This is a genomic window from Chryseobacterium sp. BGARF1, assembly GCF_001677955.1.
GTDB lineage: Bacteria > Bacteroidota > Bacteroidia > Flavobacteriales > Weeksellaceae > Chryseobacterium.
This window is the reverse complement of record NZ_LELA01000092.1, coordinates 21,620-45,125: the sequence shown is the minus strand read 5'-3', so window position 1 is coordinate 45,125 and position 23,506 is coordinate 21,620. Positions and strand designations below refer to the sequence as shown.

General features: G+C 33.5%; 25 protein-coding genes and 1 tRNA gene. 16 read left to right on the top strand and 10 right to left on the bottom strand.

Features of this window, described 5'->3' with window-relative positions:
• Positions 1 to 59 precede the first annotated feature (59 nt).
• The 9 genes from AB671_RS17530 (at position 60) to AB671_RS17490 (ending at position 6,881) form a co-directional block, all read left to right on the top strand.
• Positions 60 to 923: a MotA/TolQ/ExbB proton channel family protein gene (locus tag AB671_RS17530; RefSeq protein ID WP_066674655.1), complete on the top strand. Its 864-nt coding sequence runs from the start codon at positions 60 to 62 to the stop codon at positions 921 to 923.
• Between the two features lie 60 nt (positions 924 to 983).
• Positions 984 to 1,592 (top strand): ExbD/TolR family protein, encoded by a 609-nt coding sequence (locus AB671_RS17525; RefSeq protein ID WP_066674652.1) that lies wholly within the window; start codon positions 984 to 986, stop codon positions 1,590 to 1,592.
• Between the two features lie 13 nt (positions 1,593 to 1,605).
• Positions 1,606 to 2,148: an ExbD/TolR family protein gene (locus tag AB671_RS17520; RefSeq protein ID WP_066674645.1), complete on the top strand. Its 543-nt coding sequence runs from the start codon at positions 1,606 to 1,608 to the stop codon at positions 2,146 to 2,148.
• A 41-nt stretch (positions 2,149 to 2,189) separates the two neighbouring features.
• The gene (locus tag AB671_RS17515) at positions 2,190 to 3,032 is read left to right on the top strand and encodes an energy transducer TonB (protein WP_066674643.1); all 843 of its coding nucleotides are present in this window, start codon (positions 2,190 to 2,192) and stop codon (positions 3,030 to 3,032) included.
• A gap of 79 nt (positions 3,033 to 3,111) precedes the next feature.
• Complete coding sequence (locus tag AB671_RS17510; protein WP_228390879.1) at positions 3,112 to 3,300, top strand: DUF308 domain-containing protein; 189 nt, start codon at positions 3,112 to 3,114, stop codon at positions 3,298 to 3,300.
• Between the two features lie 88 nt (positions 3,301 to 3,388).
• Complete coding sequence (locus AB671_RS17505) at positions 3,389 to 4,162, top strand: PstS family phosphate ABC transporter substrate-binding protein (protein ID WP_410492660.1); 774 nt, start codon at positions 3,389 to 3,391, stop codon at positions 4,160 to 4,162.
• A 101-nt stretch (positions 4,163 to 4,263) separates the two neighbouring features.
• Entirely contained in the window at positions 4,264 to 5,913 is a 1,650-nt protein-coding gene (locus AB671_RS17500; RefSeq protein WP_066674636.1) for a tetratricopeptide repeat protein, read from the top strand.
• Between the two features lie 134 nt (positions 5,914 to 6,047).
• Complete coding sequence (bshB1, locus tag AB671_RS17495; RefSeq protein WP_066674634.1) at positions 6,048 to 6,767, top strand: bacillithiol biosynthesis deacetylase BshB1; 720 nt, start codon at positions 6,048 to 6,050, stop codon at positions 6,765 to 6,767.
• Between the two features lie 37 nt (positions 6,768 to 6,804).
• Positions 6,805 to 6,881, top strand: a tRNA-His gene (locus AB671_RS17490).
• Between the two features lie 136 nt (positions 6,882 to 7,017).
• On the opposite strand, the gene AB671_RS17485 is transcribed toward AB671_RS17490, so the two are convergent.
• Both AB671_RS17485 and AB671_RS17480 read right to left on the bottom strand, forming a co-directional pair.
• Positions 7,018 to 7,353 carry a DUF3276 family protein gene (locus tag AB671_RS17485; protein WP_066674632.1) on the bottom strand — a complete coding sequence of 112 codons (336 nt, stop codon included), beginning with the start codon at positions 7,351 to 7,353 and terminating at the stop codon, positions 7,018 to 7,020.
• A 102-nt stretch (positions 7,354 to 7,455) separates the two neighbouring features.
• A complete protein-coding gene (locus AB671_RS17480; protein WP_066674629.1) occupies positions 7,456 to 9,117 on the bottom strand; it encodes an ABC transporter ATP-binding protein in 1,662 nt (553 codons plus the stop codon).
• Positions 9,118 to 9,207: 90 nt separating this feature from the next.
• Between AB671_RS17480 and nusB the strand changes: the two genes are divergently transcribed.
• From nusB to AB671_RS17455, 5 genes are all read left to right on the top strand, one after another.
• Positions 9,208 to 10,113: a transcription antitermination factor NusB gene (gene nusB / locus AB671_RS17475; protein WP_066674628.1), complete on the top strand. Its 906-nt coding sequence runs from the start codon at positions 9,208 to 9,210 to the stop codon at positions 10,111 to 10,113.
• An 18-nt stretch (positions 10,114 to 10,131) separates the two neighbouring features.
• Complete coding sequence (locus tag AB671_RS17470) at positions 10,132 to 10,659, top strand: DUF1573 domain-containing protein (RefSeq protein WP_066674625.1); 528 nt, start codon at positions 10,132 to 10,134, stop codon at positions 10,657 to 10,659.
• Between the two features lie 4 nt (positions 10,660 to 10,663).
• A complete protein-coding gene (gene yajC, locus AB671_RS17465) occupies positions 10,664 to 11,020 on the top strand; it encodes a preprotein translocase subunit YajC (RefSeq protein ID WP_066674825.1) in 357 nt (118 codons plus the stop codon).
• Between the two features lie 201 nt (positions 11,021 to 11,221).
• Positions 11,222 to 12,772 carry a hypothetical protein gene (locus AB671_RS17460; RefSeq protein ID WP_066674621.1) on the top strand — a complete coding sequence of 517 codons (1,551 nt, stop codon included), beginning with the start codon at positions 11,222 to 11,224 and terminating at the stop codon, positions 12,770 to 12,772.
• Between the two features lie 201 nt (positions 12,773 to 12,973).
• The gene (locus AB671_RS17455; RefSeq protein ID WP_066674620.1) at positions 12,974 to 13,699 is read left to right on the top strand and encodes an SDR family NAD(P)-dependent oxidoreductase; all 726 of its coding nucleotides are present in this window, start codon (positions 12,974 to 12,976) and stop codon (positions 13,697 to 13,699) included.
• 50 nt (positions 13,700 to 13,749) lie between these two features.
• Here AB671_RS17455 and recQ read toward each other — a convergent pair whose 3' ends face one another.
• From recQ to AB671_RS17440, 3 genes are all read right to left on the bottom strand, one after another.
• Positions 13,750 to 15,936: a DNA helicase RecQ gene (gene recQ, locus AB671_RS17450; protein ID WP_066674618.1), complete on the bottom strand. Its 2,187-nt coding sequence runs from the start codon at positions 15,934 to 15,936 to the stop codon at positions 13,750 to 13,752.
• Positions 15,937 to 16,060: 124 nt separating this feature from the next.
• Positions 16,061 to 16,237 carry a hypothetical protein gene (locus tag AB671_RS22340; RefSeq protein WP_157444243.1) on the bottom strand — a complete coding sequence of 59 codons (177 nt, stop codon included), beginning with the start codon at positions 16,235 to 16,237 and terminating at the stop codon, positions 16,061 to 16,063.
• A gap of 3 nt (positions 16,238 to 16,240) precedes the next feature.
• A complete protein-coding gene (locus tag AB671_RS17440) occupies positions 16,241 to 16,585 on the bottom strand; it encodes a hypothetical protein (RefSeq protein WP_157444242.1) in 345 nt (114 codons plus the stop codon).
• A gap of 410 nt (positions 16,586 to 16,995) precedes the next feature.
• Here AB671_RS17440 and AB671_RS17430 point away from each other — a divergent pair, with 410 nt between their 5' ends.
• Entirely contained in the window at positions 16,996 to 17,601 is a 606-nt protein-coding gene (locus tag AB671_RS17430; protein ID WP_066674609.1) for a hypothetical protein, read from the top strand.
• Between the two features lie 133 nt (positions 17,602 to 17,734).
• Here the strand turns inward: AB671_RS17430 and AB671_RS17425 are convergent, their stop codons facing one another.
• From AB671_RS17425 to AB671_RS17405, 5 genes are all read right to left on the bottom strand, one after another.
• Positions 17,735 to 18,280 carry a hypothetical protein gene (locus AB671_RS17425; protein WP_066674606.1) on the bottom strand — a complete coding sequence of 182 codons (546 nt, stop codon included), beginning with the start codon at positions 18,278 to 18,280 and terminating at the stop codon, positions 17,735 to 17,737.
• Positions 18,281 to 18,327: 47 nt separating this feature from the next.
• The gene (aspS, locus tag AB671_RS17420) at positions 18,328 to 20,082 is read right to left on the bottom strand and encodes an aspartate--tRNA ligase (protein WP_066674603.1); all 1,755 of its coding nucleotides are present in this window, start codon (positions 20,080 to 20,082) and stop codon (positions 18,328 to 18,330) included.
• 142 nt (positions 20,083 to 20,224) lie between these two features.
• A complete protein-coding gene (locus tag AB671_RS17415) occupies positions 20,225 to 20,659 on the bottom strand; it encodes an ankyrin repeat domain-containing protein (protein ID WP_066674600.1) in 435 nt (144 codons plus the stop codon).
• 333 nt (positions 20,660 to 20,992) lie between these two features.
• Positions 20,993 to 21,652 carry a DUF937 domain-containing protein gene (locus AB671_RS17410; protein ID WP_066674598.1) on the bottom strand — a complete coding sequence of 220 codons (660 nt, stop codon included), beginning with the start codon at positions 21,650 to 21,652 and terminating at the stop codon, positions 20,993 to 20,995.
• A 108-nt stretch (positions 21,653 to 21,760) separates the two neighbouring features.
• Entirely contained in the window at positions 21,761 to 22,270 is a 510-nt protein-coding gene (locus tag AB671_RS17405) for a DUF2480 family protein (protein WP_066674595.1), read from the bottom strand.
• Between the two features lie 121 nt (positions 22,271 to 22,391).
• Here AB671_RS17405 and lpxB point away from each other — a divergent pair, with 121 nt between their 5' ends.
• Positions 22,392 to 23,501, top strand: a complete 1,110-nt coding sequence (gene lpxB / locus AB671_RS17400) for a lipid-A-disaccharide synthase (protein ID WP_066674592.1) — start codon at positions 22,392 to 22,394, stop codon at positions 23,499 to 23,501.
• The last annotated feature ends 5 nt before the right edge of the window (positions 23,502 to 23,506 follow it).

The following is a 23,506-nucleotide window of genomic DNA, read 5'->3' as shown; positions in this document are numbered from 1 at the left end:
ATTAATTTTGCCTTTATTTTACAACTCTAAAATTTTAAAACAATATAATTTAGTTAAATATGGAAATGAATGTTTCAAAAAATGATGAGCAAGTAGTTGCTAGAAAAGCAGGAGGTCTTAATCCAGCTGTAATTCTTCCTATCCTTTTGGTTTTAGGATTTTGTGTTTGGTTATTTGTCTTAGGTAACCCAGGTAATTTTAAGGCTGATCCAAAATTGTCAGGACTTTCAGCTGCCTTTACAGATGTAGACCGTAAAGATTTACATCCATTAGGATTTATGGGTATGATTTATATGGGAGGGATTATTGTACCATTCTTGGTTTCATTCATGATTATTGTAATCGTTTTCTCATTTGAAAGATATTTTGTATTAAACAAAGCTTCAGGTGCAGGTAACGTAGATAACTTCGTTGTGAAGGTAAGAAGTTTATTAAATAGCAATAAAGTTGACGAAGCTTTAGAAGAGTGCGACAGACAACAAGGTTCTGTAGGGAACGTTGTAAAAGAAGGTCTTATAACTTACAAAGCTTTAGCTCACGATACTACTCTAAACAAGGAGCAGAAAATGGTAGCTCTAAACAAAGCTATCGAAGAAGCTACTACTCTTGAGATGCCAATGCTAGAGAAAAACATGATGATTCTTTCTACTTTAGGTACAGTTGCAACATTAGTAGCACTATTAGGAACAGTAATCGGGATGATTGGAGCGTTCTTCGCTTTAGGTGCTAGTGGTGGTACTCCTGATGCTGCTGCTTTATCAATAGGTATTTCTGAAGCATTGATTAATACAGCTTTAGGTATTGGTACTTCTGCGGTAGCGATTATTCTTTACAACTTCTTTACTTCTAAAATTGACGGATTGACTTATAAGATCGATGAGATCGCTATGAGCATTCAGCAGTCTTTTGCAGAATTTCACTAAGAAATAGTGATCCTGTGTTTTACACAAAAAAAGAAGTTTTTAATAATTAGATAATAAATAATGGCGAGAATAAAACCAAAAAGACATGGTGTAGTGACCGATATGACAGCAATGTGCGACGTTACGTTCCTACTACTTACGTTCTTTATTATGACCACTCAGTTCAAAAAACCTGATGTGGAGCAGATCAAACCGCCATCTTCAATCTCAGAGAAGTTGCTTCCTGATGCAAGTTTAATGACCATTAACGCTACTCCGGACGGAAAATTTTATTTCCAGCCAGTAGAAAATGCAAAAGAGAGATTAGAGCTTTTAGAAAAAATGGGTGAAAAGTACAAAGTTACTTTTGATGATAAACAAAAAGCTTCATTCCAAAAAGTACAGGCTATTGGTGTTCCTATGAACCAATTGAGAAGCTATTTGGATTTGCCAGAAGATGAGCAAAAAAAATTTAAGAGCCCTACGGGGGTTCCTATGGATAGTACAAATAAGCAGTTAACTGACTGGGTAGAACAAAGTTTAAGCGTAAATCCTGATTACAAATTAGCAATCAAGGGTGACGTTACAACAGAATATCCTAAAGTGAAAAGTTTATTTGAGGGTTTAAGAGATATTAACTTTCTTAAATTTTGGTTGATTACGTCACAAGAAGGTAAACCTAACGAATAATTAAGAATAAGAAATGGCACAAGTACAAGTACAGGAGAAGAGCGCCAAAGGTGGCAAAGTTCGTTCCAAGAAAAACAACCCTGCCGTCGATATGACGCCAATGGTTGACCTTAATTTCTTACTATTGATGTTTTTTATGTTTACATCAACGTTTAGTAAACCGAATGTGATGGATTTAGGGCTTCCTGCAAAACCGGATCCCACTAAGCCTCAACCAGCTCCAACAGAAATTGATTTATCCAATTCTATCACTTTGCTTTTAGGAAAAGATAATAGAGTGTTCTGGCATCAGCAAGACCAAGCAGGTCTTAATGATCAGACAATGACTGAAACTTCTTTCGACAGAGAAGGGATTAGAGAAATTATCAAGCAAGCAAAAGCCAGAGCTAAAAAGAAAGATCTGTTTACAGTGATTATTAAGCCAACGGATGATGCGGTATATAAAAACTTTGTAGATATTCTTGACGAGATGGCAATTACAAAAAGCGAAAGATATGGGGTAACTGATCTTAAGCCTTATGAAAAAGCTGTGTACGATAAGAAAGTGGGTAACTAATCAGTTGCTGCAAAGTGTTTAACATTTAAATTTGCAATACAATGGCAGATGAAAATATATACAGTCAGAATCTTACTTTAGACGAGATTGTATTTGAAAATAGAAATAAAGCATATGGTGCTTACGATCTTAGACATCAGTATCCTAGATTACTGACAAAGTCTTTTATTATTGGCACAGGATTGTTCTTGGTTACTGCTTTATCTCCTTTAATTTATATGACTATTAAAAGTATGAATGAAAAGGAAGCTGTAGAGGTAAAATCTGATTTGGTTGAAATTATCGAAGAAGATCCTATCATAGAGCAACCAAAAGAAGAAGAACCACCACCTCCACCACCACCAGTAGAAGAGGAGAAAATTGAAATTATTCAAAACGTAGTTCCGGAACCGGTGAAAGCTCCTAAAATTGAGACTCCACCACCACCGATTTCTGAGCAGCTAAAAACTACTACAGGGGCGGTAGCTCAAGAAGGAGTAAGAGCTCCTGCTTACACACCGCCACCACCGCCACCATCTACAGGTACTAAAGCTTCAACAGCGGAAGTTAAACCTCAGGTGAGTGATACCCAGGTGTATAGTGAGGTTGAGCAGACTGCAGAATTCCCTGGAGGTATTAATGCTTTCAGAAGAAAAGTTCAAGATAATTTTGATTCTTCAGCAATTGAAGGTGCAGACGGAGTGGTAAAAGGAGAAATTACTTTTGTAGTTGAAAGAGACGGAAGTATTACTGACGTTAAAGTAACGGGTAAAAACTCAGACTTTAATTCTGAAGCAGTAAGAACCGTAAAATCTATTAAAAACAAATGGGCTCCTGCAAAAATTAATGGTCAATCTGTACGTTATAGATATAGACTTCCATTAGCGATGCAACCGCCAGAATAAGTTATTAGTTTATTTTAAATAATAATTAAAAAAGAGAAGCTTATGCTTCTCTTTTTATTTTTTTTAATATTTTTGTTGTATGATGTTCAACTGGTTATCTTTAGTCGCAGGAATTTGTTACGTAGCCCTAGGAATCGTAATGATGGTTTATAAATTCCTCGAGCCAATATATGCATACGCTCTGGGAGCTGTATTAATACTTTACGGAATCTTCAGAATCTGGAGAGCAATATCGAAATTCAGAAACACAGCCAAAGATGAAGATTAGTCGTTTTTTTTCATTAACTTTCTTTGCAGTTTTGCTTATAAACTGTTCAAAAAAAGTAGAAAGTACTGTATCCTATAATAAAGGGGAAATGACAATTTTAACGGATGAATCTTTTAAAAGTGTTACAGAAGCTTTAGCAGAAGGGTATATGATTAGTTATCCAGACACTAAAATAAAAGTGGTGACTAAAAAAGAAGACTTAGGTTTTCTTGATTTATTGAATAATAAAGCAAGAATTGCGGTGATGTCTAAAGTATTATCTCCTGAAGAGGTTAAAGCTTACGAAGATAAAGTGGATATGAAGATTGAGCCTGCAAATTTCGCAGCAGACGCTGTTGTGTTTTTTGTTCCGAAAAATTCGGAAAGATTAAGCATTACTATGGAAGAAATAACTTCCGGTTTACAGTCTGATGATAAGAATTTTGTATTTGACGGCACCAATTCTAGTAACCTTAATTTTGTTGCTCAAAAACTAAATAAACTTCCTAAAGATTTAAAGTTTTCAATTATTCCGGGGAGTGTAAATGTTATAGAAGAATTGAGTAAATATCCGAATAAAATAGGAGTTATCGGATTAAATACAATCAGCAGACCTTATGATAAAGAAGCTGAAAAGCTAAGAGGAATGATAAAAATTCTTCCTGTAGTAAGTGGGGGGCAATCTTATTCTCCTGATTTTAGTGGACTTCGTGAGATGAAGTACCCATTCACCAGAGTTTTGTATTTCCTTACCAATGAAGGCAGTTTTAATATTGCCAATGGTTTTATAAGATATTCTTGTACCCATTTGGGACAGAAAATTGTTCAGAAAGAAGGGTTACAACCTTATAATATTTATCCGAGACAAGTACAAATGCGTTAAAAAATATTAAAAAGTAGCAACTTTCAAACCGATTTATTATATTGGTCTGAAAATTGTGTATTTGTAATTCGGATTTTTAGAATATAGAATTAAAAATAATAATGAAAGATATAATGATTATGAATGTAAAGAAGATTGCTTTAGGAGCATCAGTGGTATTTTTTACCAATTTTGCCTTTGCACAGACGTTGCAGGATGGTATTAACAGCATAGATAGCGATAAATTTGCTGCTGCTAAGACCAATTTCACGTCTATGATTGCAAAAGAACCTACAGCAGAAAATTATTTCTACTTAGGAAATACTTTTTTAAGACAAGGTGAGCCGGATTTTGCTGCAGCTACAGAAAACTTCAATAAAGGTTTAGCTGCAGATAAAAAAAGCTATTTAAATCAAATTGGTTTAGCTGCGGTTAAGCTTGGTAAAGGTGATAAATCTGCTATTGCAGAGATTCAGAAAATAGTTACAGATTCTAAAGAAAAAGATGCTGCAGTATTGTTCAGAGCTGCTGAAGCATTAACTTTATTTGAAAAAAATAACGCTCCGGATTTAGCCATTCAATTTTTGAATAAAGCAATCGAAAGAGCTTCTAGAAAAGAAGTTCCTGCTTACTATTATTATACGTTAGGAGATGCCTATAGACTAAAAAGAGTTCCTGGAGATGCAATGACAGCTTATGACAATGCATTACCATTGGCTAAAAATAAAGCTTCTGTTTATACCAGAATTGGTACTTTATGGATGGCTGCTCAACTATGGCAACAAGCAAAAACAAGTATAGAGAAAGCAATTTCAACTGATCCTACATATGCACCTGCATATAAAGCTTTAGCGGCTTATGATATTAAATATCAAGAGAATGCAAAAGCAACTCAAGATTTAATTAACTATACAAAGTATGCTGATGAAGATCCTTATACTCAATTAGAAATTGCAAAATTGTACTTTACTAACGAAGATTACGCAAATTCTAAAATGATTTTAGATAAAATCTTTGATAAAGTTGACGATCCTATTAAATTCAAATTAAGAGCCTATGTGAATTATGCAGACGGTCAATATGCTGAAGCAAAACAAAACATGGATTCTTTCGTATCTAAAGCTGAAAAATCAAGAGTTCAGCCTGCAGATCAAGGTTTGATGGGGTTAATCGCTGCTGGTTTGGCTAAAACTGAATCAGATGCAGCTAAAAAAGCTGCCTTGCAAGCTGAATCTCAACAAAAAATTGCTATTGCGAAAGCTGCTAAAGACCAAACAATGAAGTGGGATTTGGAAATGATTAAAATCAATGGTGGTGGTGCTACGCAGGCAAGTATCAGTGCAGGACCAACTTCTCCTGAAGTAGAAGCTGCAAGAAAAGAGGTAGCTGCTAATCCTGAAAGTTCGGATGCATTGTATAAACTTGCAAATGCTTATCAGGATGTGAAAAATTGGGACGGAGCAATTTTAACTTGGCAGAAAATGAGCAGCTTATTACCTGATTGGGCACCTGCTTATTACAGCCAGGGTTATGCGTACCAACAGAAAGGAAATAATGAGACCGCAAAAATTTCTTACGAAAAATTTATTTCAACTGTAAAACCTGCTGAAGTGGAAACTAACAAGCAAACTTTAGCTTATGCTTATTTTGCAGTAGCATATCTTGAAAAAGATAAAGATTTGGCTAAGGCTAAAGACTATGTTGCAAAATCGTTACAGCTAGATCCTTCTTATCAGGATGCTGTGAAATTAAATGCAGAAATTAATAAGTAATTTAAAAATTAAATTATTCATATATAAACTTCCCATTCGTAATGTTTGGGAAGTTTTTGTTTAAATCTTATCTTTGAAAAACAACGAAATCATTTGGCCTTCATCTAAGTGATTGTAATTCTAAAAATAAATAAATGAAAACAGATATACTTGCTTTTGGAGCTCATCCAGACGATGTTGAATTAGGATGTGGCGGAACAATAGCTAAATTAATTTCAGAAGGAAAAACCTGTGTTATTGTTGATCTAACAAAAGGAGAGCTCGGAACAAGAGGAACCGATCAGACCAGAAAAGAGGAAGCTACCGAGGCTGCCAAAATTTTAGGAGTAGCAGCAAGAGAAAATTTAGGATTAAAAGATGGTTTCCTTGTCAATTCTGAAGAATATCAGATGGAGATTGTAAAAATGATTCGCAAATATAGGCCAGAAATCGTTTTGGCCAATGCAATTGATGATAGACATCCAGATCATGCAAAAGCAGCGAAATTAGTATCGGATGCGTGCTTTTTATCAGGGCTAAGAAAAATTGAGACCGAACTTGATAGAGAAACTCAGGAAGTGTGGAGACCTAAGCAAATTTTCCATTATATTCAATGGAAACATATTCAACCGGAATTTGTGATTGATATCTCAGAACATCTTGAGAAAAAGCTTGAAGCGTGTATGGCATTTAAAACTCAGTTTTATGACCCAATTTCTAAAGAACCTGAAACGCCAATTACCTCAAAAGACTTTTATGAAAGCTTAACGTACCGTGCTCAAGATTTAGGGAGGTTGTCGGGAGTTGCTTATGCTGAGGGATTTACGTCTGAGAAGTTAATTGCAATGAAAAATTTTGACGGAATTGTTTGGTAATTAAAAAATCTTTCCTATATTTGCAGCACCAAAAACGGTGATTGTAGCTCAGTTGGTTAGAGCGCCGGATTGTGGTTCCGGAGGTCGGGGGTTCGAGACCCCTCATTCACCCCACAGTAAACGCATTTTCTTTTGAAAATGCGTTTTTTTTATTTTTAAAAATGGAAAAACTGTCTGAGAATTTAAATGTTATCAGCATAAAAAAAGCATCTTTTTTCAGATGCTTGTGTTTTTTTAGATATGTTTTGATCTATATTTCGTCGTCAGAATCTATAGTGTACGTTCTGCTTTTGAAATCTTTATCATGCTTTTCTGAAATAACATCTTCACCTTTTTCGTTAATGATGAAATCTGTAGACTCATTAAACATCTCCTGAAAACTCTTAAAATCTTCTTTATAAAGATAAATTTTATGCTTCTCGAATGTAGCTTCTCCATTCTCTCCGAAATTCTTTTTGCTTTCGGTAATCGTAAGATAATAATCTCCTGCTTTAGTCTCTCGCACATCAAAGAAATAAGTTCTTCTCCCCGCTTTTAACACCTTAGTGAAAATTTCATTTTCATGGCGTTCCTTGTATTCACTCATTATTAGATATTTTTTTTAAATCTTGTTAAGAACAAATATAAAATATTTCTTTTAATCACAAAGTTTTTTTTATGATTTATTTAACAATTCAAAATGTTTTGGCTATGCGGTTGCAGAATTGCTAATTTCACTAAGATTAAGAATCTTGTCTGCTCTTTGAGCGCTAGACTCTCTATGTGTGATAATTATGGAGGTTGCGTTATTGATTTTCGTGTCAATATTTTCGAGAATATTCTGTTCGGTTTCTGAATCTAATGCAGATAGTGAGTCGTCAAAAATAATGATATTGGGGTCTTTTATTAAGGCTCTTGCAATACAAATTCTCTGTTTCTGACCTCCCGAAAGCATTACGCCACGTTCGCCCACCATCGTTTTGTACTGGTCTTTAAACTCGACTATGTTTTTGTGTACATCAGCTATTTTAGAATATTCAACCACTTTTTCATGCGTAGGATGGTCGATAGAGAATCCTATATTATGTTCTATAGAATCTGAAAATAGATAAGATTCCTGCGGAATATAGCCAATGAAATTTCTGTAATTTTCGAGATTATGGTCTTTTAAATTTTTGCCGTCAATTAAAATTTCGCCTTCAGTAGGATCTATCAATCTGCAAAGAAGTAAAGCGATGGTCGATTTTCCACTACCGGTTTTTCCCATGATGGCTAAAGATTTTCCGGCTTCTATTTTAAAGCTTAAATTATCTAACGCTTTAATTCCTGTATTCGGATAAACATACGACACATTTTTAAATTCTATATCTCCTTTAATAGGATAGTTTTCAAAGTTTTTATTGTAAATCTCAGACTGTTTTTCCAAAAATTCGTTAATTCTCTGCATTGAAGCTTCTGCTCTCTGGTTGATTGAAGTAACCCAACCCACCATTGAAAACGGCCAAATCAAAATGTTGATGTACATAAAGAAATCTGCAATTTTACCAACGGTAAGCTCGCCTGCGATATATTTTTGTCCGCCAATTAAGATAACAGCAACATTCAGTAAACCAATTACAAATAAAATAATGGTAAAAAAATAGGCTTCTGTTTTTGCTAAATCTAAAGCTTTGTCTTGGTAATCACTTACTTTAATGCCATAATTTTTTTGAATATATTTTTCCTTTGCAAAATATTTTACTACTCTTATTCCGGAAAAACTATCTTGTACAAAAGTGGAGATTGCAGACTGGCTTTTCTGCATCACCTTTGATTTTTTATTAATAATTGAGCTTACTTTAAATATGATAAAAGATAAGATAGGAAGTGGCAACAATGTCCAAATCGTCATTGAAACATCTGTTTTTAGCATGTAAAAGCTTGTAATCAATAACAAGATAATAAGATTGATAACATACATTACGCCCGGTCCCAAATACATTCTTACCGCAACAATGTCTTCACTTAATCTGTTCATTAAGTCTCCGATGGTTGTTTGTTTATAATCAGTAAGCGATAAATCCTGATAATGTCTATAGATTTTATTTTTCAGCTCATATTCAATCCTTCTTGAAGCAACAATGATGGTTTGTCGCATCATAAAAGTGAAAAATCCTGTAAGAAGAGAGCAACCAACAATAATGGCAACGTAGATTAAAACTTGTTTGTTAAAGCCGAGATTTCCATGCTTTGTAAGCTCGTCAACTGATTTTCCTACAAACTGTACCTTATATATATTAAAAAAATTACTGGCGATGATGAATAGTAACCCCCAAAACAATAATATTTTGTGCTTCCAAAAGTAAGGGTTCAGAGTTTTGAGTGCTTTCATAAAGTTTCACAAAATTACAAAAATTGAAGCAGACTGAGAATTTCATAAATTTTAAATTTCATATCTTTGCACCCATAAAAAGCTCTTTGAATGTTAGGAAGAAGACAAATCCGTGAAAAAGTAGTAGAATCCGTGTATTCGTACTACCAAAATCCGATAAAATTTGATGTGTTAGAAAAAAACATGTTTTCGGGAATAGAGAAAATCTATAATCTCTATATTTTTCAGTTGAATTTTTTGGTGGGTCTGAAAGATCTTGCCGAACATCAAATGGAAATTGGTAAGAACAAGTACATCAAAACTGATTCAGATGTTAATCCCAATCAAAAATTTATCAATAATCAGGTTTTAAAAAAGCTTGATGAAAATCCTGAGAGATTGTATTTCTCTGGTCAGCATAAAGATTTAAAATGGGATCTGCACGATGATATGTTGGTGAAAACTTTCCAGCGTATGACAGCAGGAAAGCGTTATCAGGATTTTATGAAGGAAGATGGCTATTCTTTCGAAGATGACCAAAAGTTTATCGGGAAGTTATTTTTAAGGTATGTTGCTGAAAATGATGATTTCCATGATTATATCAGCGATAGAGAACTGACTTGGTCAGATGATATTCACATTGCTAATTCGATGGTTCAAAAAACAATCGGGTTTTTGAAAGAGGATGAGGAAAGCCGTACTTTAATTAAAATGATTAAAGATGAAGAAGATAAAACTTTCGCAAGCAAACTTCTTAGAGATACGTTGAATAACTGGGAAACCAATGAGAAAAAGCTTTCTGAGCGTCTAGAAAACTGGGATTTGGAAAGAGTGGGATTGATGGATAAAGTTATTTTAACGACGGCTATTTCAGAGTTAGACAATTTTCCTTTTACCCCTTCAAGAGTTATTATTAATGAATATATTGAGATTGCAAAAGTATATGCAACAGATCGTTCTAATATATTCATCAACGGTATTTTAGATAAATATTGTAAAGATTTAAATAGAATATAAATTAAAAATTAATTTAATATGAAAAAGACATTATCAATTATTGCTTTGTCTGTAATCGGATTCGGATTGGTTTCTTGTAAAAAAGAAGAAAATAAAGAAGTGCAAAATGCAGAAGTAATTGGTGTAGATTCTACCAATGCACCTGCTGTACCTTCAAATGATTCTACAGTTGCACCTGTAGCTCCTACAGTTGCCGGAACTGAAGCTGCTGCTCCTGTAAAATCTAATCAACCTACCACCACAATTGCATTATCTGAAAGCAATTTCGATTTTGGAACTATTAAAAAAGGAGCAAAAGTAAACCACGTTTACGAAGTAACCAATACAGGTAAAAACCCTTTAATTATCTCTGAAGTAAAGCCTGGATGCGGATGTACTGCTCCTGAATTTACTAAAGATCCAATTATGCCGGGTAAAAAAGGAAAAATTACTTTGAGCTTTGATTCTACAAACTTTGACGGTGCTGTACAAAAATATGCTGATGTTTTTGCTAACGTAGAAAATACTCCGATAAAGCTGACGTTCAATGCTAATATTCAACCTTAATATCATGAATATGTTAACCTTATTTTTACAAGCACCTGCACAAGGAAACTCTACGACCATGTTGATGATGATGGGAGTAATGGTTGTTGGTTTTTATTTTCTGATGATCAGACCTCAGATGAAAAAGCAGAAGCAGGAGAAAAAATTTCAGGAAGATCTTAAAGTGGGAAGCAGAGTAGTACTTACTTCTGGTCTTCACGGAAGGATTGCTCAAATTCAGGAGGATGGAGTGGTTATTGAAACCCTTTCAGGAAAACTGAAATTCGAAAAAGCAGCAATTTCAAGAGAATTTACAGCAAATAGATTTGGAGACAAAGCCGCAGCTGATAAAAAAGAAGTTGTAGAAACTGAAAAAAAATAATTTAGTTTTAAATAATATTGCGAATCGGCGCGGTGAAAGAAGTTCACCGCGCCGATTTTTTTGTGCCGTGATGCCTCAATATTCTGAATTTATTTTAAATTTCATTTCAGAGTGATGAAATTTTTGCTTATTTGCAAAAATGCTTGTGGAATTTATGTTAAAAAAATATATTTGCCGCATTAATAAAAGACTAAGAAAACCATGAAAAAAACTCTTCTCTGCTTGGCGTTTATCTTGCTAAGTATTATTTCTTTTGCACAGAAAATTCCGTTTGAAATAAAAAAAAGTGCCATTTTCAAAGATGAATACAAACGTTCATCGATTGTTCTTGTAGAAGATGACGGAAAAGGTGGAGTGGTGGTTATCCGTTCGTATGTTGGGGGTGCTTTTTCTACCGGGTCTGGCTATTATTTTGAGCATTATGACTCCAATCTTAAATTGATTAAAGAATCTGAATATGAAATAAATTATTCAAAAGCGGTAAGGCAGAGTTCTGTGTTGGGTGTTATTATGGATGGTGAGAATGTGCATATCATCGATTTTATCTACGAAAAAGACCAAAAAGCTTACATCTGCTCTGCGATGTCATCTAATATTAATGATTTTAATTTCAAAAAGAACGAACTGTTTAGGGTAAATAGTGATGAGATAAAACAATTTGTTTTTTTTGACGCAGGCGCTTTTGATGGTGATTCTGGAGCAAGCATGATTGTTAATGAAAATCGTACTGCATTTGCTATTACAGTGGATATTAAAGACAAAAATGCAGAAACACACCGAATGTTTGTGTTTGATCAATCGCTTAATAAAAACATCGATCATACGTTTAAAAGAGTTATAAAAGACAGAAAATTTGTTTATGAAAATATTGATGTTTCTAAAGACGGAAAAACAATTTACGTTCTCGGGAAAGTATATAGCGATGAAAAAAAGAAGAAAAAAGAAGGCGGAAAATATCAATATGAATTAACCAGAATTACAGGAGATAGCGAAAAAACTCAGGTTTTTGATTCTGACGAACATTTTGTGGCATCTCTTAATGCAATTGTTTTTGAAGACCGTTTGATTTGTCTTGGTTTTTATTCAGATTTGCGAGATTATAGATTCAAAGGGATTTCTTATTTCGAGCTAGATCCTGTCACTTTAGAAATGAAAAAATCCAAATACAATCCGTTTACTGAGCAATTTATTATTGATAAATATGGGAAAGACAAAGATAAAGAGCTGAAAAACCTCTCTTTTAGGAAAATAATTACCACTCAAAACGGAGATATTATTTTTAATGCAGAAGAATTTTATATGACGTCACATTATTATTCGTCACCACAAGGCGGCAGTTATTCGAGCACCAATTATCATTATGATGATATTGTCACAGCAAGACTTAATCCGAATGGTGAAATAGTTTGGGCTAGAAATATTAATAAAAGACAGGTAACCGCCGGAGACGGATCTTTCATTTCTTACACTTCAGCTGCTGTTGGTAGTGATGCTTACTTTTTTATCAATACAGGCGAAAAAGTGAAAAAATTAAGCAATGATAGGATACAATTTGGACAAGCCAGTATTAAAAAAGCTAATCTTAACATAATCCGTGTTAATCAGAATGGAGATTTTGATTATCAGGAAATATTAGATAATGAAGACAGTGAAGTTCCGTTTATGGTTTCAAATGGAGCAATTTCTGGTGATTCTGTTTATTTCATTGGAAGAAAAGGAACGAAAAAACAAATCCTGAAAGTATCTTTATAAACTGAACTCATTTAAAATATTTCGTTTCGGCGGGGTGAGCATGAATCACCTCGCCGAAATTTTTTTAATATTGATGAATTATTTTGTTATTCTTTATAACTATGATTTGAATTCTTAGTAGGAGAAACATTGCACAGAATTTTATCATCTTATTTTGTGAAAGTATTTGTAAGATTTCTATTAAAAAAATATCTTTACCTAATGAATCAAAACAAAACTGTTCTCATTCTTGGCGCAAACTCTGATGTTGCTAAACAATGCATTAAACAATATATAGCAAAAGGATTCTCAGTTGTTGCGGCGTCTAGAAATACCCAGTCTTTAGAAAACTTTATTCAGCAAAATAATCTCAATTCAAAAGTTAGGGTTTTATCTTTTGATGCTGCAGATTTTGATTCTCATCAACAATTTTACAATGAACTTCCTGTAAAACCTCATCTAGTCGTTTACGCAGCCGGATTTTTAGTTGACAACGAGAAAGCATTAAGCGATTTCAAAGGAGCTCAACAAATGATGACCGTGAATTATATGGGTGCGGTTTCTATTCTGAATATCATTGCAATGGATGAAAGCAATAAAAACTTAGAAAGAATCATTGGATTGTCTTCGCTTTCGGGAGTTCGTGGTCGCAAAAGTAATTTCGTTTACGGAAGTACTAAAGCAGCTTTTACTACATATTTGGCTGGTCTAAGACAAGAATTAGCGCAGAGAAATATTACGGTTAATGTTTTGGTTAGCGGATATATCAATACAAAAATAAACGCTGGATTAGAGCTTAATAAAAACCTTCTGATGGAACCTGATTATGTGGCAAAACATATTGTAAATGCAGGAAGTTCTTTTACCATTGTTCCCAATTTTAAATGGAAAATCATCTATTGGATATTAAAATTGTCACCGGAATTTTTTGTTGCAAAGCTGCCATAAAAAAACGAGAATGAATTTTTCGTTTTTTAATTTTTCAGATATGAATAAGGTTAAACTTCTTGCTGCGATTTATAATAGGCAATAGCCACATGAATTTCAAAATAAGAATAATTGTCACCCAACGCCTCTTTTATCACTTTTAGTGACTGAATTTTTTGAGTTTTTGCAACCTCGATGATCTTTTCTATTTTGTTCATATCCACTAGCTCACTCGCGTTTATCGTTCCATCCACGACGAAATTGATTAAATGATTTTGAATCGTATTGACTGATAGAGCTCTTATTTTAGCAATTTCCTCTATGCTGTTATTCTCTTTGTAGAGTTGAAAAGTTGTAGCAAAAGTTCCGGATGTATTTTTATTTGCCTTTTTAGGTTTCGGCTCACGCTGTTTCTTCGGCTTTTTATTCGTAATTAAACTACTCAAATTATTAAGCTTGCAATATTCTACAATAACTGACAGAAATATTTCGCCATATTTTTCAATTTTAAAAGCTCCGAAACCACTTATCTGGTTCAACTCATCATTGGTATGAGGAAGATAAGTAGCAAGTTCCATCAAGCTGGCATCAGAAAAAATCACGTAAGGCGGTACATTTTCCTTTTCGGCTTGTTCACGTCTTTTACTTCTTAGTTGGTCAAACAATTCAAAATTTGGATCGAGTTTATCTTCGGGATAATTGCTCTCTATTTCATCTACAGTAACGGCTTTGGCAAGTTCTTTTACTTTTTGTAAGTGTACTTTTTTATTTTTAAATAAAACTTGCTGGCTCTCTTCTGTTAATTTTAAAACAGGAAATTCATCTTTCGATTCCGATAAAAAGTCATTGACTAATAGTTGTTTGATAAGATTTTGCCAATAATTTTTATCACTATTGAGTCCAACACCATAGGTCGGCAAACTGCGCATATAGTCTGTGATTTTCACACTTTTAGAACCTCTCAGAAAATCAATGATTAAGTTTTTTCCATACCGTTCTTTCAATCGGAAAACAGCACTCAGTAATTTTTGACTATCTAAAGTGGCGTCCCAATTTTCAAATTCACTGAGGCAATAATCGCAGGAATTACAGTTGCCATTGTGTTTTTCACCAAAATATTCCATCAAATATTGCCTTCTGCATTTTTGCATCTCGGCAAAATCAGTCATCTGTTGCAGTTTTTTCAGCATGAGGTCAGATTGCTCTTCGTTGCCTTCTATCAGAGCAAATTTTTTCAGCTTTATCACATCGGCATTGGAGTAAAATAAAATTGCTTCACTTGGCAAACCATCTCTTCCGGCTCTTCCCGTTTCCTGATAATAACTTTCGATGTTTTTAGGAAGGTCGGCATGCATCACAAAACGGACATTACTTTTATCAATTCCCATTCCAAAAGCAATCGTAGCCACCATTACTCTTATTTTATCTTTAATGAAATCATCCTGTACTTTCGCACGTTCTATGGCGGGAATTCCGGCATGATAAAAGGCTGCATTGATTCCGTTCTCTTTTAAATTATTAGCCATTTCTTCCGTTCCTTTTCGGGATAAACAATAGATAATCCCCGAATCATCAGGATGCTCATTGAGGTACTGAATGATGTTTTGAAAAACGGACTGTTTGGGCTGAACAAAATATTTGATATTGGCTCTGTCGAAAGATGAAACTAAAACAAGCGGTTGCTGAAGATTCAGTTGTTTAATAATATCTTGCCTCGTAATTTCATCAGCACTTGCCGTCAAAGCAATAATGGGGATTTGTGGAAATTGGTTTTTTAGACCATTCAGAAATAAATAATCCGGGCGGAAATCGTGCCCCCAATGTGAGACACAATGCGCTTCATCTACCGCAAATAAGGAAATATTAACTTCATTAAGGAATTTTAAAAATGTACCGTTGTCTGCACTCAGTTTTTCGGGGGCAACATATAAAAGTTTGAGCTCTCCATTTTTTAATTGATGTAAAGTCTCATTTTGTTCTAAAGAACTCATCGAAGAGTTGATGTAGGCCGCAGAAATTCCATTCACGCGCAGTGCATCAACTTGGTCTTTCATTAAAGCAATTAATGGAGAAATAACGATGGCAGTACCTTCCAAAACTAAAGCCGGAACTTGGTAACAAAGAGATTTTCCACCGCCTGTAGGCATTAAAACTAAGGTGTCTTTTTTAGCGATTACATTTTCAACAGCATTAGCTTGCTCGAGTCTGAAACTGTCGTAACCAAAATATTGCTGTAAAACTTCTGAAGGTGATTTCATAATTCAAAATTTGTGTTGAAGTAAAAATAATAAATTGTGAGTGGTTTTTAATTAGATGAATTCAAAAAGTTTTGTAATTGTAAAAAATTATTACTTTTCAGAATATCAGCAAAAACTTTCCAATCTACTTTTCTAAATCTATTTCCTGATTTGTGTTTTTATAATATCCGTCGATGTCTTCCACATAGCGAGACATTTCTTCCAAATAATCTTTAACGGTATTGTTTTCCCATTGCTCTTTATTTTCAATGAAATCTGCTCTGAACTTGTCTATGAATTGAGTGAATTCTTTTTTTGTCATTCTTTACTGAGAATTAATAGTGTCTTTTTGAATATAATCAAATTTAGAGGTTCTTATATCTCCGATTGTTACGTCGATATTATATTTTTTAGAAATAATAATATATCTGTTCTTTTCATAACAATGTCTGATTATTTCAATAGGAATACTTTTTTTATTTTCAAAATTAATAAATCCTGTAAAGCTTTCACATCTAAAACGTCCTTCAGTAGATTCGAATTTATTAAAGACTCCATTCATATCATCTTGACTGAAAAATACATCATCAAATTCAACCGACATAATTTTATTTTCTTCTAAAGTATTTTTAAAATCTTTTTTATAATTGCTTTCGCTCCGGTAAAACAAAAAGTACTTATTGTAATTAAAGTTAATGAAGTATATGTTAACCTAGCTTTTTTGTCTGACGCTTGTTCTTGTTTGTTTGGCGGGTAATATGTCGATTTTTTTATGATCAATAAAATTAAAAATGCGACTCCAATTATCGCAAAAATAAATCCAATTGTAATAAGTATTGAGATGAATGTATCCATAATAAAAAAGCGGAGAAAAATTTCCGTTTCTAATTTATGCTTTTAAATTTAATTTCAATTCGTCTAGTTGTTCATCGGTAATTGTATCTGGTAATTTATCACCATGTTTCAGATTGTTTTCGAAGTTTTAATTTTATAAAAAACTTGCAATGATTTTGATGTGGAAAAATCAATATATTTGTTTGTAACTAAAGGCGAAATGATTTAAAAATTAAAAACAAAATGATGAAAAAAGTAACCAGAATAGAAGAAGTCAGTGATTTAGAAGATTTCGGAACTGACCTTGTTAAATTTTATATTTTCTTTGAAAAAGATGACGGAAATGAAGTCTCAATTCCCTTAATTATCTATATGTGGGATATTCTCAGATATCTTAAGGACTCGGAACCTGATGCGGCAGCATATATTGATAAAGTGAGTATGAGTATTAGAAGCTACGGAAGGAAAGATGGGAAAATTTTGGAAATTCTACATAAAGAAGAATTTCTGATTTACTCTTTCGTGAAGGAATATTTTAATAATATTTCTTCTGAAAAAATAAATAAACATATCGAATGGTCTGAAACGAAAGTGAGCCCTTCTTATATTGAAGATTTTAGGGAATTTGAACGTCAGATGCAGCCTAATTTAGCAGAAAGTAATGCGCGTCTTTTTTTGTTTGCAGAAGCTGTAGATGAAGTCGTACAAAAAGAAATTAAGAGGTTCTATCCTGAGTTTTTCGATTCGATAAATCCTGAATCTTATACAAAATATGATGAAATCCTGATGGAGAAAGTCCAAGAGTTGGTTTCCGAATTAGATAACTTCTTCTTTAAAGAATCTCAGCAATAAAAAAGCGGAGAAAAATTTCCGCTTCTGATTTATGCTTTTAAATTCAATTGTAATTCTAATTCGTCGAGCTGTTCATCAGTAATTTTTAAGGTGCAAAAATTCCATTCAATTATCTTTAAAAAATCTATTGAGATTAAATTTCTTTAAATTTCGATTTATTTTCAAGGTAGATGATGGTTTTATTGAGATTATTTTCATCAATATTAGCTTTGTCTAAAATGAAATGCACGAATGAAGAGGCTGTGATGTAAAGATATTTGTCATCTAAAATACAATATGTAATTTCTTGCCAAATAAATTTGTATTCAGACTTATAGTTTTTAAAAGAAAAATGGGTAGGAGTAAATTTCCAAATTACATCAGTTGAGTTTATTCTGAGATTCGAAACTTCTTTATCAATTATTTCTTTAATTTTTTTTTTAGAATTTTTATGGATAAAATAATAAGAAAAGTATGATGAAAATGCAGCTATACCGAACCCCAGAAAAAAACCTGTAAATTGATAATCATTAAATAGAAAAGTAAGAAGTCCAAAAGCTATTGAAAAAAGCCCCCAAAAGAGATTCCTATTGTTTTTTTTAAGGTTGCTCTTCCAAGCTCTTTTAAATTCATATTGCTGAATTTGTGTGAAAATTTCTTCAGAGATTGGAGTGTTGTAGGTTAGGGTTTCTTCGGTCATAGTCTTTGTTTAAATAAAAAAAGCGGAGAAAAATCTCCGCTTCTAATTTATGCTTTTAAATTCAATTGTAATTCCAATTCATCGAGCTGTTCATCAGCAATCGAAGAAGGCGCATCGATCATCACATCACGTCCTGAATTATTTTTCGGGAATGCAATGTAATCTCTAATCACTTCATTTCCGTCAAGAATAGCCACCAAACGGTCAAATCCGAAAGCCAAACCACCGTGAGGCGGAGCTCCGTATTTGAACGCATTCATTAAGAATCCGAATTGCGCTTCTGCTTCTTCTTTTGAGAATCCTAATAAATCAAACATTCTTGATTGCAATTCTTTATCGAAAATTCTGATAGAACCTCCACCGATCTCGTTTCCGTTCAAAACCATATCGTAAGCATTGGCTCTTGCTTTTCCAGGGTCTGTTTCCAATAAATGTAAATCTTCTGGTTTTGGAGAGGTGAAAGGGTGGTGCATGGCATGGTAACGTCCGCTTTCTTCGTCAAATTCCAATAATGGGAAGTCAACAACCCAAAGTGGTGCAAAAACGTCGCCTTTTCTTAATCCTAAACGGTTTCCAAGCTCCATTCTCAACGCTGAAAGCTGAGTTCTTACTTTGTGTTCGTTTCCGGAAAGAATCAACATTAAATCGCCTTCTTTCGCTCCGAATTTTTCGATGATTTTTGCTAAGTCTTCCTCGTTGTAGAATTTATTTACCGAAGAAGTTTTCACTCCGTCATTTTGGAATTTAGCCCAAACCATTCCTGAAGCGCCAATTTGAGGTCTTTTTACCCAATCAACCAACTCGTCGATTTGCTTTCTTGTATAATCTGCACAACCTTCAACATTGATTCCGACAACCAATTCTGCATCATCAAATATTTTGAAATCTTTTCCTTTAACTAAATCATTTAATTCAACGAATTCCATTCCGAAACGGATGTCCGGTTTGTCGTTTCCATATTTCTGCATCGCATCTGCGAATGTCATTCTTGGGAAAGTTCCGAATTCCTGACCAGTAATATCTTTGATTAACGTTTTCGTCATTCCTTCAAAAACATTCATCACATCTTCCTGCTCTACGAAAGCCATTTCGCAATCGATTTGTGTGAATTCCGGCTGTCTGTCGGCTCTTAAATCCTCATCACGGAAACATTTCACAATCTGGAAATATTTATCCATTCCACCAACCATCAACAATTGTTTGAAAGTTTGTGGAGATTGTGGCAAGGCATAAAACTGTCCCGGGTTCATTCTGCTTGGAACAACGAAATCTCTTGCCCCTTCTGGAGTAGATTTAATTAAAACAGGAGTTTCAACCTCGATAAATCCTTCGTCTGAAAGATAATTTCTAACCTTTTGCGCCATTTTGTGACGGAAAATCAATTTATCTCTTACCGGAGCTCTTCTGATATCCAGGTAACGGTATTTCATTCTTAATTCTTCACCACCATCTGTTTCATCTTCAATGGTGAAAGGCGGAAGTTGAGATTCATTAAGAACCGTTAATTTTTCAACTAAAATTTCAATATCTCCAGTTGGAATATTGGGGTTCTTGCTTACTCTTTCAATGACTTTTCCACTCACTTGAATCACGAATTCGCGTCCCAGTTTTTTTGCATTTTCCATCAATTCCGCTGTAGAACGGTCTTGGTCGAAAACCAACTGAGTAATTCCGTAACGATCTCGAAGATCTATCCAAATCATAAATCCTTTATCACGAATGGTTTGTACCCATCCTGAAAGTGTAACTTCTTCATTAAGATTTTTTAGAGATAATTCTCCGTTGGTGTGCGATCGAAACATTTGTTTTAGATGTTAGATATTAGACTTTAGATATTAGACTTTTATATGTCTAATTTTTCGTTGGCAAAGATAAGGTTTTTGAAAGTTTTAAAATAAAAAAAACTCCCCGAAGGAAGTTTAAAGTATAATATTGTATAATTTTCTAAAGAATTGCAGCCGTTTCCGGGTGGTTGTTTTCTAAAGCATAATCTTTTGCTGTTTTACCTTGACGGTCTTTAGTGTCTTTTTTAGCTCCTTTTTTTAAAAATAACTTTACAGTATCTGTGTAACCATATCTTGCGGCGTACATCAGAGGAGTGGTATCACTACAAGACTTATTAACGTCTACATTGTTTTCAAACAAATAGTTGATTACATTTACTCTTTCATATCTTGCACTTAAAGACAATAGGTTATAAGGAACTTCTTTAATGTTAAAACATTTAGTAAGCTCATCTTTCTTGAAAACCTTTTTTATATCTTCTATTTTGTCTGTCTGGAAAATTTTTGTTTTCTCACTAGAAAGTTCTTGGGCAAACAATCCATTACTAAAAATAGCAATTCCAAATAGTAAAGAAGTAGTAATTATTTTTTTCATAAATCTTAATTTTATCTAAATAATATACAAAGCTAAATATTTTTTTTGATACATGTTGCTAATTATTAATTGATTTCATTGTTTTTTATGAAATTCACTACATGAAGTTTCATATCATTGATAATTAAGAATTTCGCAAATGCAAGTTACAAAGTTTCATCGATTAAATTATAATGCTTCTTAACTAAAGATTTTCCTTTAAAATTTATACTATATTATCACTAAATGTTGAAAATTATTTTTGTTAAAAAACATTAACTATTTGTAACCATATTATCATAAAAAATACCGAAGCGTAAACTTCGGTATTCAATATTTTTAAGATGTTAGGATTTATTTACCTCCAAAAAGCCCGCCTAGAATATCTCCTAAACCTCCACTTTGTTGTTGTTTTTGTTGTCCGCCTCCGCCGAGAACGCTCCCTAAAATATCATTCAAAGGATTTCCTGATGATTGCGATTGTCCACCTCCTAAAACACTTCCAAGAATATCGTTTAAAGGATTAGACTGCTGTTGCTGAGCTTGGGTTTGTGCACCTCCTAAAATTCCTCCTAAAAGATCACCAAGACCTCCTGCTCCAACATTATTTTGTTGTTTTTCTTTTCCGATATACCCCATAATTAGTGGAGCAAGCATTGCCAGAATAGGTCCGATTTTATCAATAGAAATTCCTGTATTTTGTGATAACTGATTTTCTACATTACCTTTTTCACTTCCAAAAACATGAGAGAGAATTGATCCGCCTTCATTTTGTCTTGCTTCCAACTGTGAAGTATCATCTAAAATACTTCCATCATGGTCTTTATCTAATGCATTATTTAAAGCTTCTGCTTCTTTATTGTCTTGAGATTTGTTTCTCAGATAAGAAATTACAAGAGGTGTTGCCACCGCCAAAAGTGCGATGATTTGGTTCTTGCTGATTCCGAATTTGTTTTCAGCCTGCTCCGCAACCTGATTTCCTGTGTTTCCTGTAAGTAAATCTATTAAACTCATTTTTGTGCTTATTTTTTAGGTGTTAATAAACTCAAAGTTATCAAAAATATTGACAATGTATAATTTAATTTAAAACAAAAATCTAAGGTTAATATCTTGAAGAATAGATTAGTTTTTCAAAATGGGAACATTCGAACAAGCCTCACCAAACATCAGAGATTTTACAATCGGCTGAATTTTTTCCACCAATTCTACGTATGCATTTTCTGGAATTAGCTTGTCAGAACAGCCTTTTACCAATACTCTTTTTCCTTCCATTACAGAGAAATCATGATTGTTAATCGCATCATGCATTAAGATTATTTCTAAATTTTCTAAGTTTCCAAAAACAATTTTCTTAGTAACACCGGTTAATTTAGCAGTAATTAAAAAATAGGCCCAAAGCGGAACAATAGCATCTGCAGAGTTGTAGATGTATACGTAAGAATCTTGATATTCTTCAGTGTCGATTGCTGCCACTTTTTCACGGAAGTCTTTTTCTTTTAAAATCATTTCCATAAAAAGAAAATCTTTAAGATCAATACCTTTTCTTGCACCTTTGGGAACAAGATCAGTAAGGTCAAAGTTAATCAATCCGCTTGCGGCTACTTTATTTTTTATTTCAAATTCTTCTGACATTTTTTTATCATTATCTTTGAAGCAAATTTACTTAATTATAATTTGAATTTTGATGTTTGCAATTTGAGATTAAATGTCATTTCAATAGACAAAATCATTCATCGCCTATCAATTATCATTTATGAAATATTATATCATCGCAGGTGAAGCATCCGGAGATTTGCACGGAAGCAATTTAATGAAAGCTTTAAAAGAAAAAGACTCCAACGCAGAATTCAGATTTTGGGGCGGAGATTTGATGCAGAAACAAGGTGGTACTTTGGTGAAGCATTACCGAGATTTAGCTTTTATGGGCTTTTTGGAAGTTGCGATGAACTTGAGAACGATTTTAAATAATATTAAAATCTGCAAAGAAGATATTAAAAACAATCAGCCGGATGTTTTGATTTTGGTTGATTATCCCGGTTTCAATTTGCGAATTGCAAAATTTGCAAAAGAACTGGGGATAAAAGTAGTCTATTATATTTCTCCTCAACTTTGGGCATGGAAAGAAGGCCGTGTCGAAATCATCAAAAAATATGTTGATGAAATGATGGTGATCTTACCTTTCGAGGAAGATTTTTATCACAAGCATGGTGTAAAATCTCACTTTGTAGGACATCCTTTGTTGGATGCAATTTCTACACTTCAAGATATTTCTATTGATGATTTTAAAACTGAAAACGGTTTAAATGAAAAAGAAATCATTGCACTTTTGCCAGGTTCCAGAAAACAGGAAGTGGAGAAAATGCTTGAAATCATGCTTTCTGTTCGTCCGCATTTTGAGAATTATCAGTTTGTGATTGCGGGTGCACCAAGTCTTGAAAAGGAGTTTTATCAAAAATATGTTGATGAAAATGTACATTTCGTATCCAACAAAACCTATGATTTGTTGAGGTGTTCAAAAGCAGCTTTGGTGACTTCAGGAACAGCAACTTTAGAAACGGCTCTGTTGAATATTCCGGAAGTAGTTTGTTATCGTGGAAGCAAAATTTCTTACGCTATTGCCAAAAGATTGGTGAAAAACATCAAATATATTTCTTTAGTAAATCTGATTATGGATCGGGAAGTGGTGAAAGAATTAATTCAAAGTGAACTCAATACTAAAAATCTTGTTAAAGAATTAAATTTCATTATTGATGGTGAAAAAAGAAGTAAAATGCTTCAAGATTTTAAGTTACTCAGAGAGAAATTGGGCGGAAAAGGAGCAAGTGAAAATGCAGCTGATATTGTTTTAAATCTCAAAAAATAGAAATA

Excerpts from the sequence above, each read along its gene's own strand:
- AB671_RS17430 (WP_066674609.1), top strand. The coding sequence starts at position 16,996 with ATGAAAAAAGTAACCAGAATAGAAGAAGTCAGTGATTTAGAAGATTTC.
- AB671_RS17425 (WP_066674606.1), bottom strand. The coding sequence starts at position 18,280 with ATGACCGAAGAAACCCTAACCTACAACACTCCAATCTCTGAAGAAATT.
- AB671_RS17460 (WP_066674621.1), top strand. The coding sequence starts at position 11,222 with ATGAAAAAAACTCTTCTCTGCTTGGCGTTTATCTTGCTAAGTATTATT.
- AB671_RS22340 (WP_157444243.1), bottom strand. The coding sequence starts at position 16,237 with ATGACAAAAAAAGAATTCACTCAATTCATAGACAAGTTCAGAGCAGAT.
- lpxB (WP_066674592.1), top strand. The coding sequence starts at position 22,392 with ATGAAATATTATATCATCGCAGGTGAAGCATCCGGAGATTTGCACGGA.
- yajC (WP_066674825.1), top strand. The coding sequence starts at position 10,664 with ATGAATATGTTAACCTTATTTTTACAAGCACCTGCACAAGGAAACTCT.
- AB671_RS17520 (WP_066674645.1), top strand. The coding sequence starts at position 1,606 with ATGGCACAAGTACAAGTACAGGAGAAGAGCGCCAAAGGTGGCAAAGTT.
- AB671_RS17485 (WP_066674632.1), bottom strand. The coding sequence starts at position 7,353 with ATGAGTGAATACAAGGAACGCCATGAAAATGAAATTTTCACTAAGGTG.
- AB671_RS17405 (WP_066674595.1), bottom strand. The coding sequence starts at position 22,270 with ATGTCAGAAGAATTTGAAATAAAAAATAAAGTAGCCGCAAGCGGATTG.
- AB671_RS17505 (WP_410492660.1), top strand. The coding sequence starts at position 3,389 with ATGACAATTTTAACGGATGAATCTTTTAAAAGTGTTACAGAAGCTTTA.
- bshB1 (WP_066674634.1), top strand. The coding sequence starts at position 6,048 with ATGAAAACAGATATACTTGCTTTTGGAGCTCATCCAGACGATGTTGAA.
- AB671_RS17515 (WP_066674643.1), top strand. The coding sequence starts at position 2,190 with ATGGCAGATGAAAATATATACAGTCAGAATCTTACTTTAGACGAGATT.
- AB671_RS17410 (WP_066674598.1), bottom strand. The coding sequence starts at position 21,652 with ATGAGTTTAATAGATTTACTTACAGGAAACACAGGAAATCAGGTTGCG.
- AB671_RS17455 (WP_066674620.1), top strand. The coding sequence starts at position 12,974 with ATGAATCAAAACAAAACTGTTCTCATTCTTGGCGCAAACTCTGATGTT.
- AB671_RS17415 (WP_066674600.1), bottom strand. The coding sequence starts at position 20,659 with ATGAAAAAAATAATTACTACTTCTTTACTATTTGGAATTGCTATTTTT.
- recQ (WP_066674618.1), bottom strand. The coding sequence starts at position 15,936 with ATGAAATCACCTTCAGAAGTTTTACAGCAATATTTTGGTTACGACAGT.
- AB671_RS17530 (WP_066674655.1), top strand. The coding sequence starts at position 60 with ATGGAAATGAATGTTTCAAAAAATGATGAGCAAGTAGTTGCTAGAAAA.
- AB671_RS17525 (WP_066674652.1), top strand. The coding sequence starts at position 984 with ATGGCGAGAATAAAACCAAAAAGACATGGTGTAGTGACCGATATGACA.
- nusB (WP_066674628.1), top strand. The coding sequence starts at position 9,208 with ATGTTAGGAAGAAGACAAATCCGTGAAAAAGTAGTAGAATCCGTGTAT.
- aspS (WP_066674603.1), bottom strand. The coding sequence starts at position 20,082 with ATGTTTCGATCGCACACCAACGGAGAATTATCTCTAAAAAATCTTAAT.
- AB671_RS17510 (WP_228390879.1), top strand. The coding sequence starts at position 3,112 with ATGATGTTCAACTGGTTATCTTTAGTCGCAGGAATTTGTTACGTAGCC.
- AB671_RS17470 (WP_066674625.1), top strand. The coding sequence starts at position 10,132 with ATGAAAAAGACATTATCAATTATTGCTTTGTCTGTAATCGGATTCGGA.
- AB671_RS17480 (WP_066674629.1), bottom strand. The coding sequence starts at position 9,117 with ATGAAAGCACTCAAAACTCTGAACCCTTACTTTTGGAAGCACAAAATA.
- AB671_RS17500 (WP_066674636.1), top strand. The coding sequence starts at position 4,264 with ATGAAAGATATAATGATTATGAATGTAAAGAAGATTGCTTTAGGAGCA.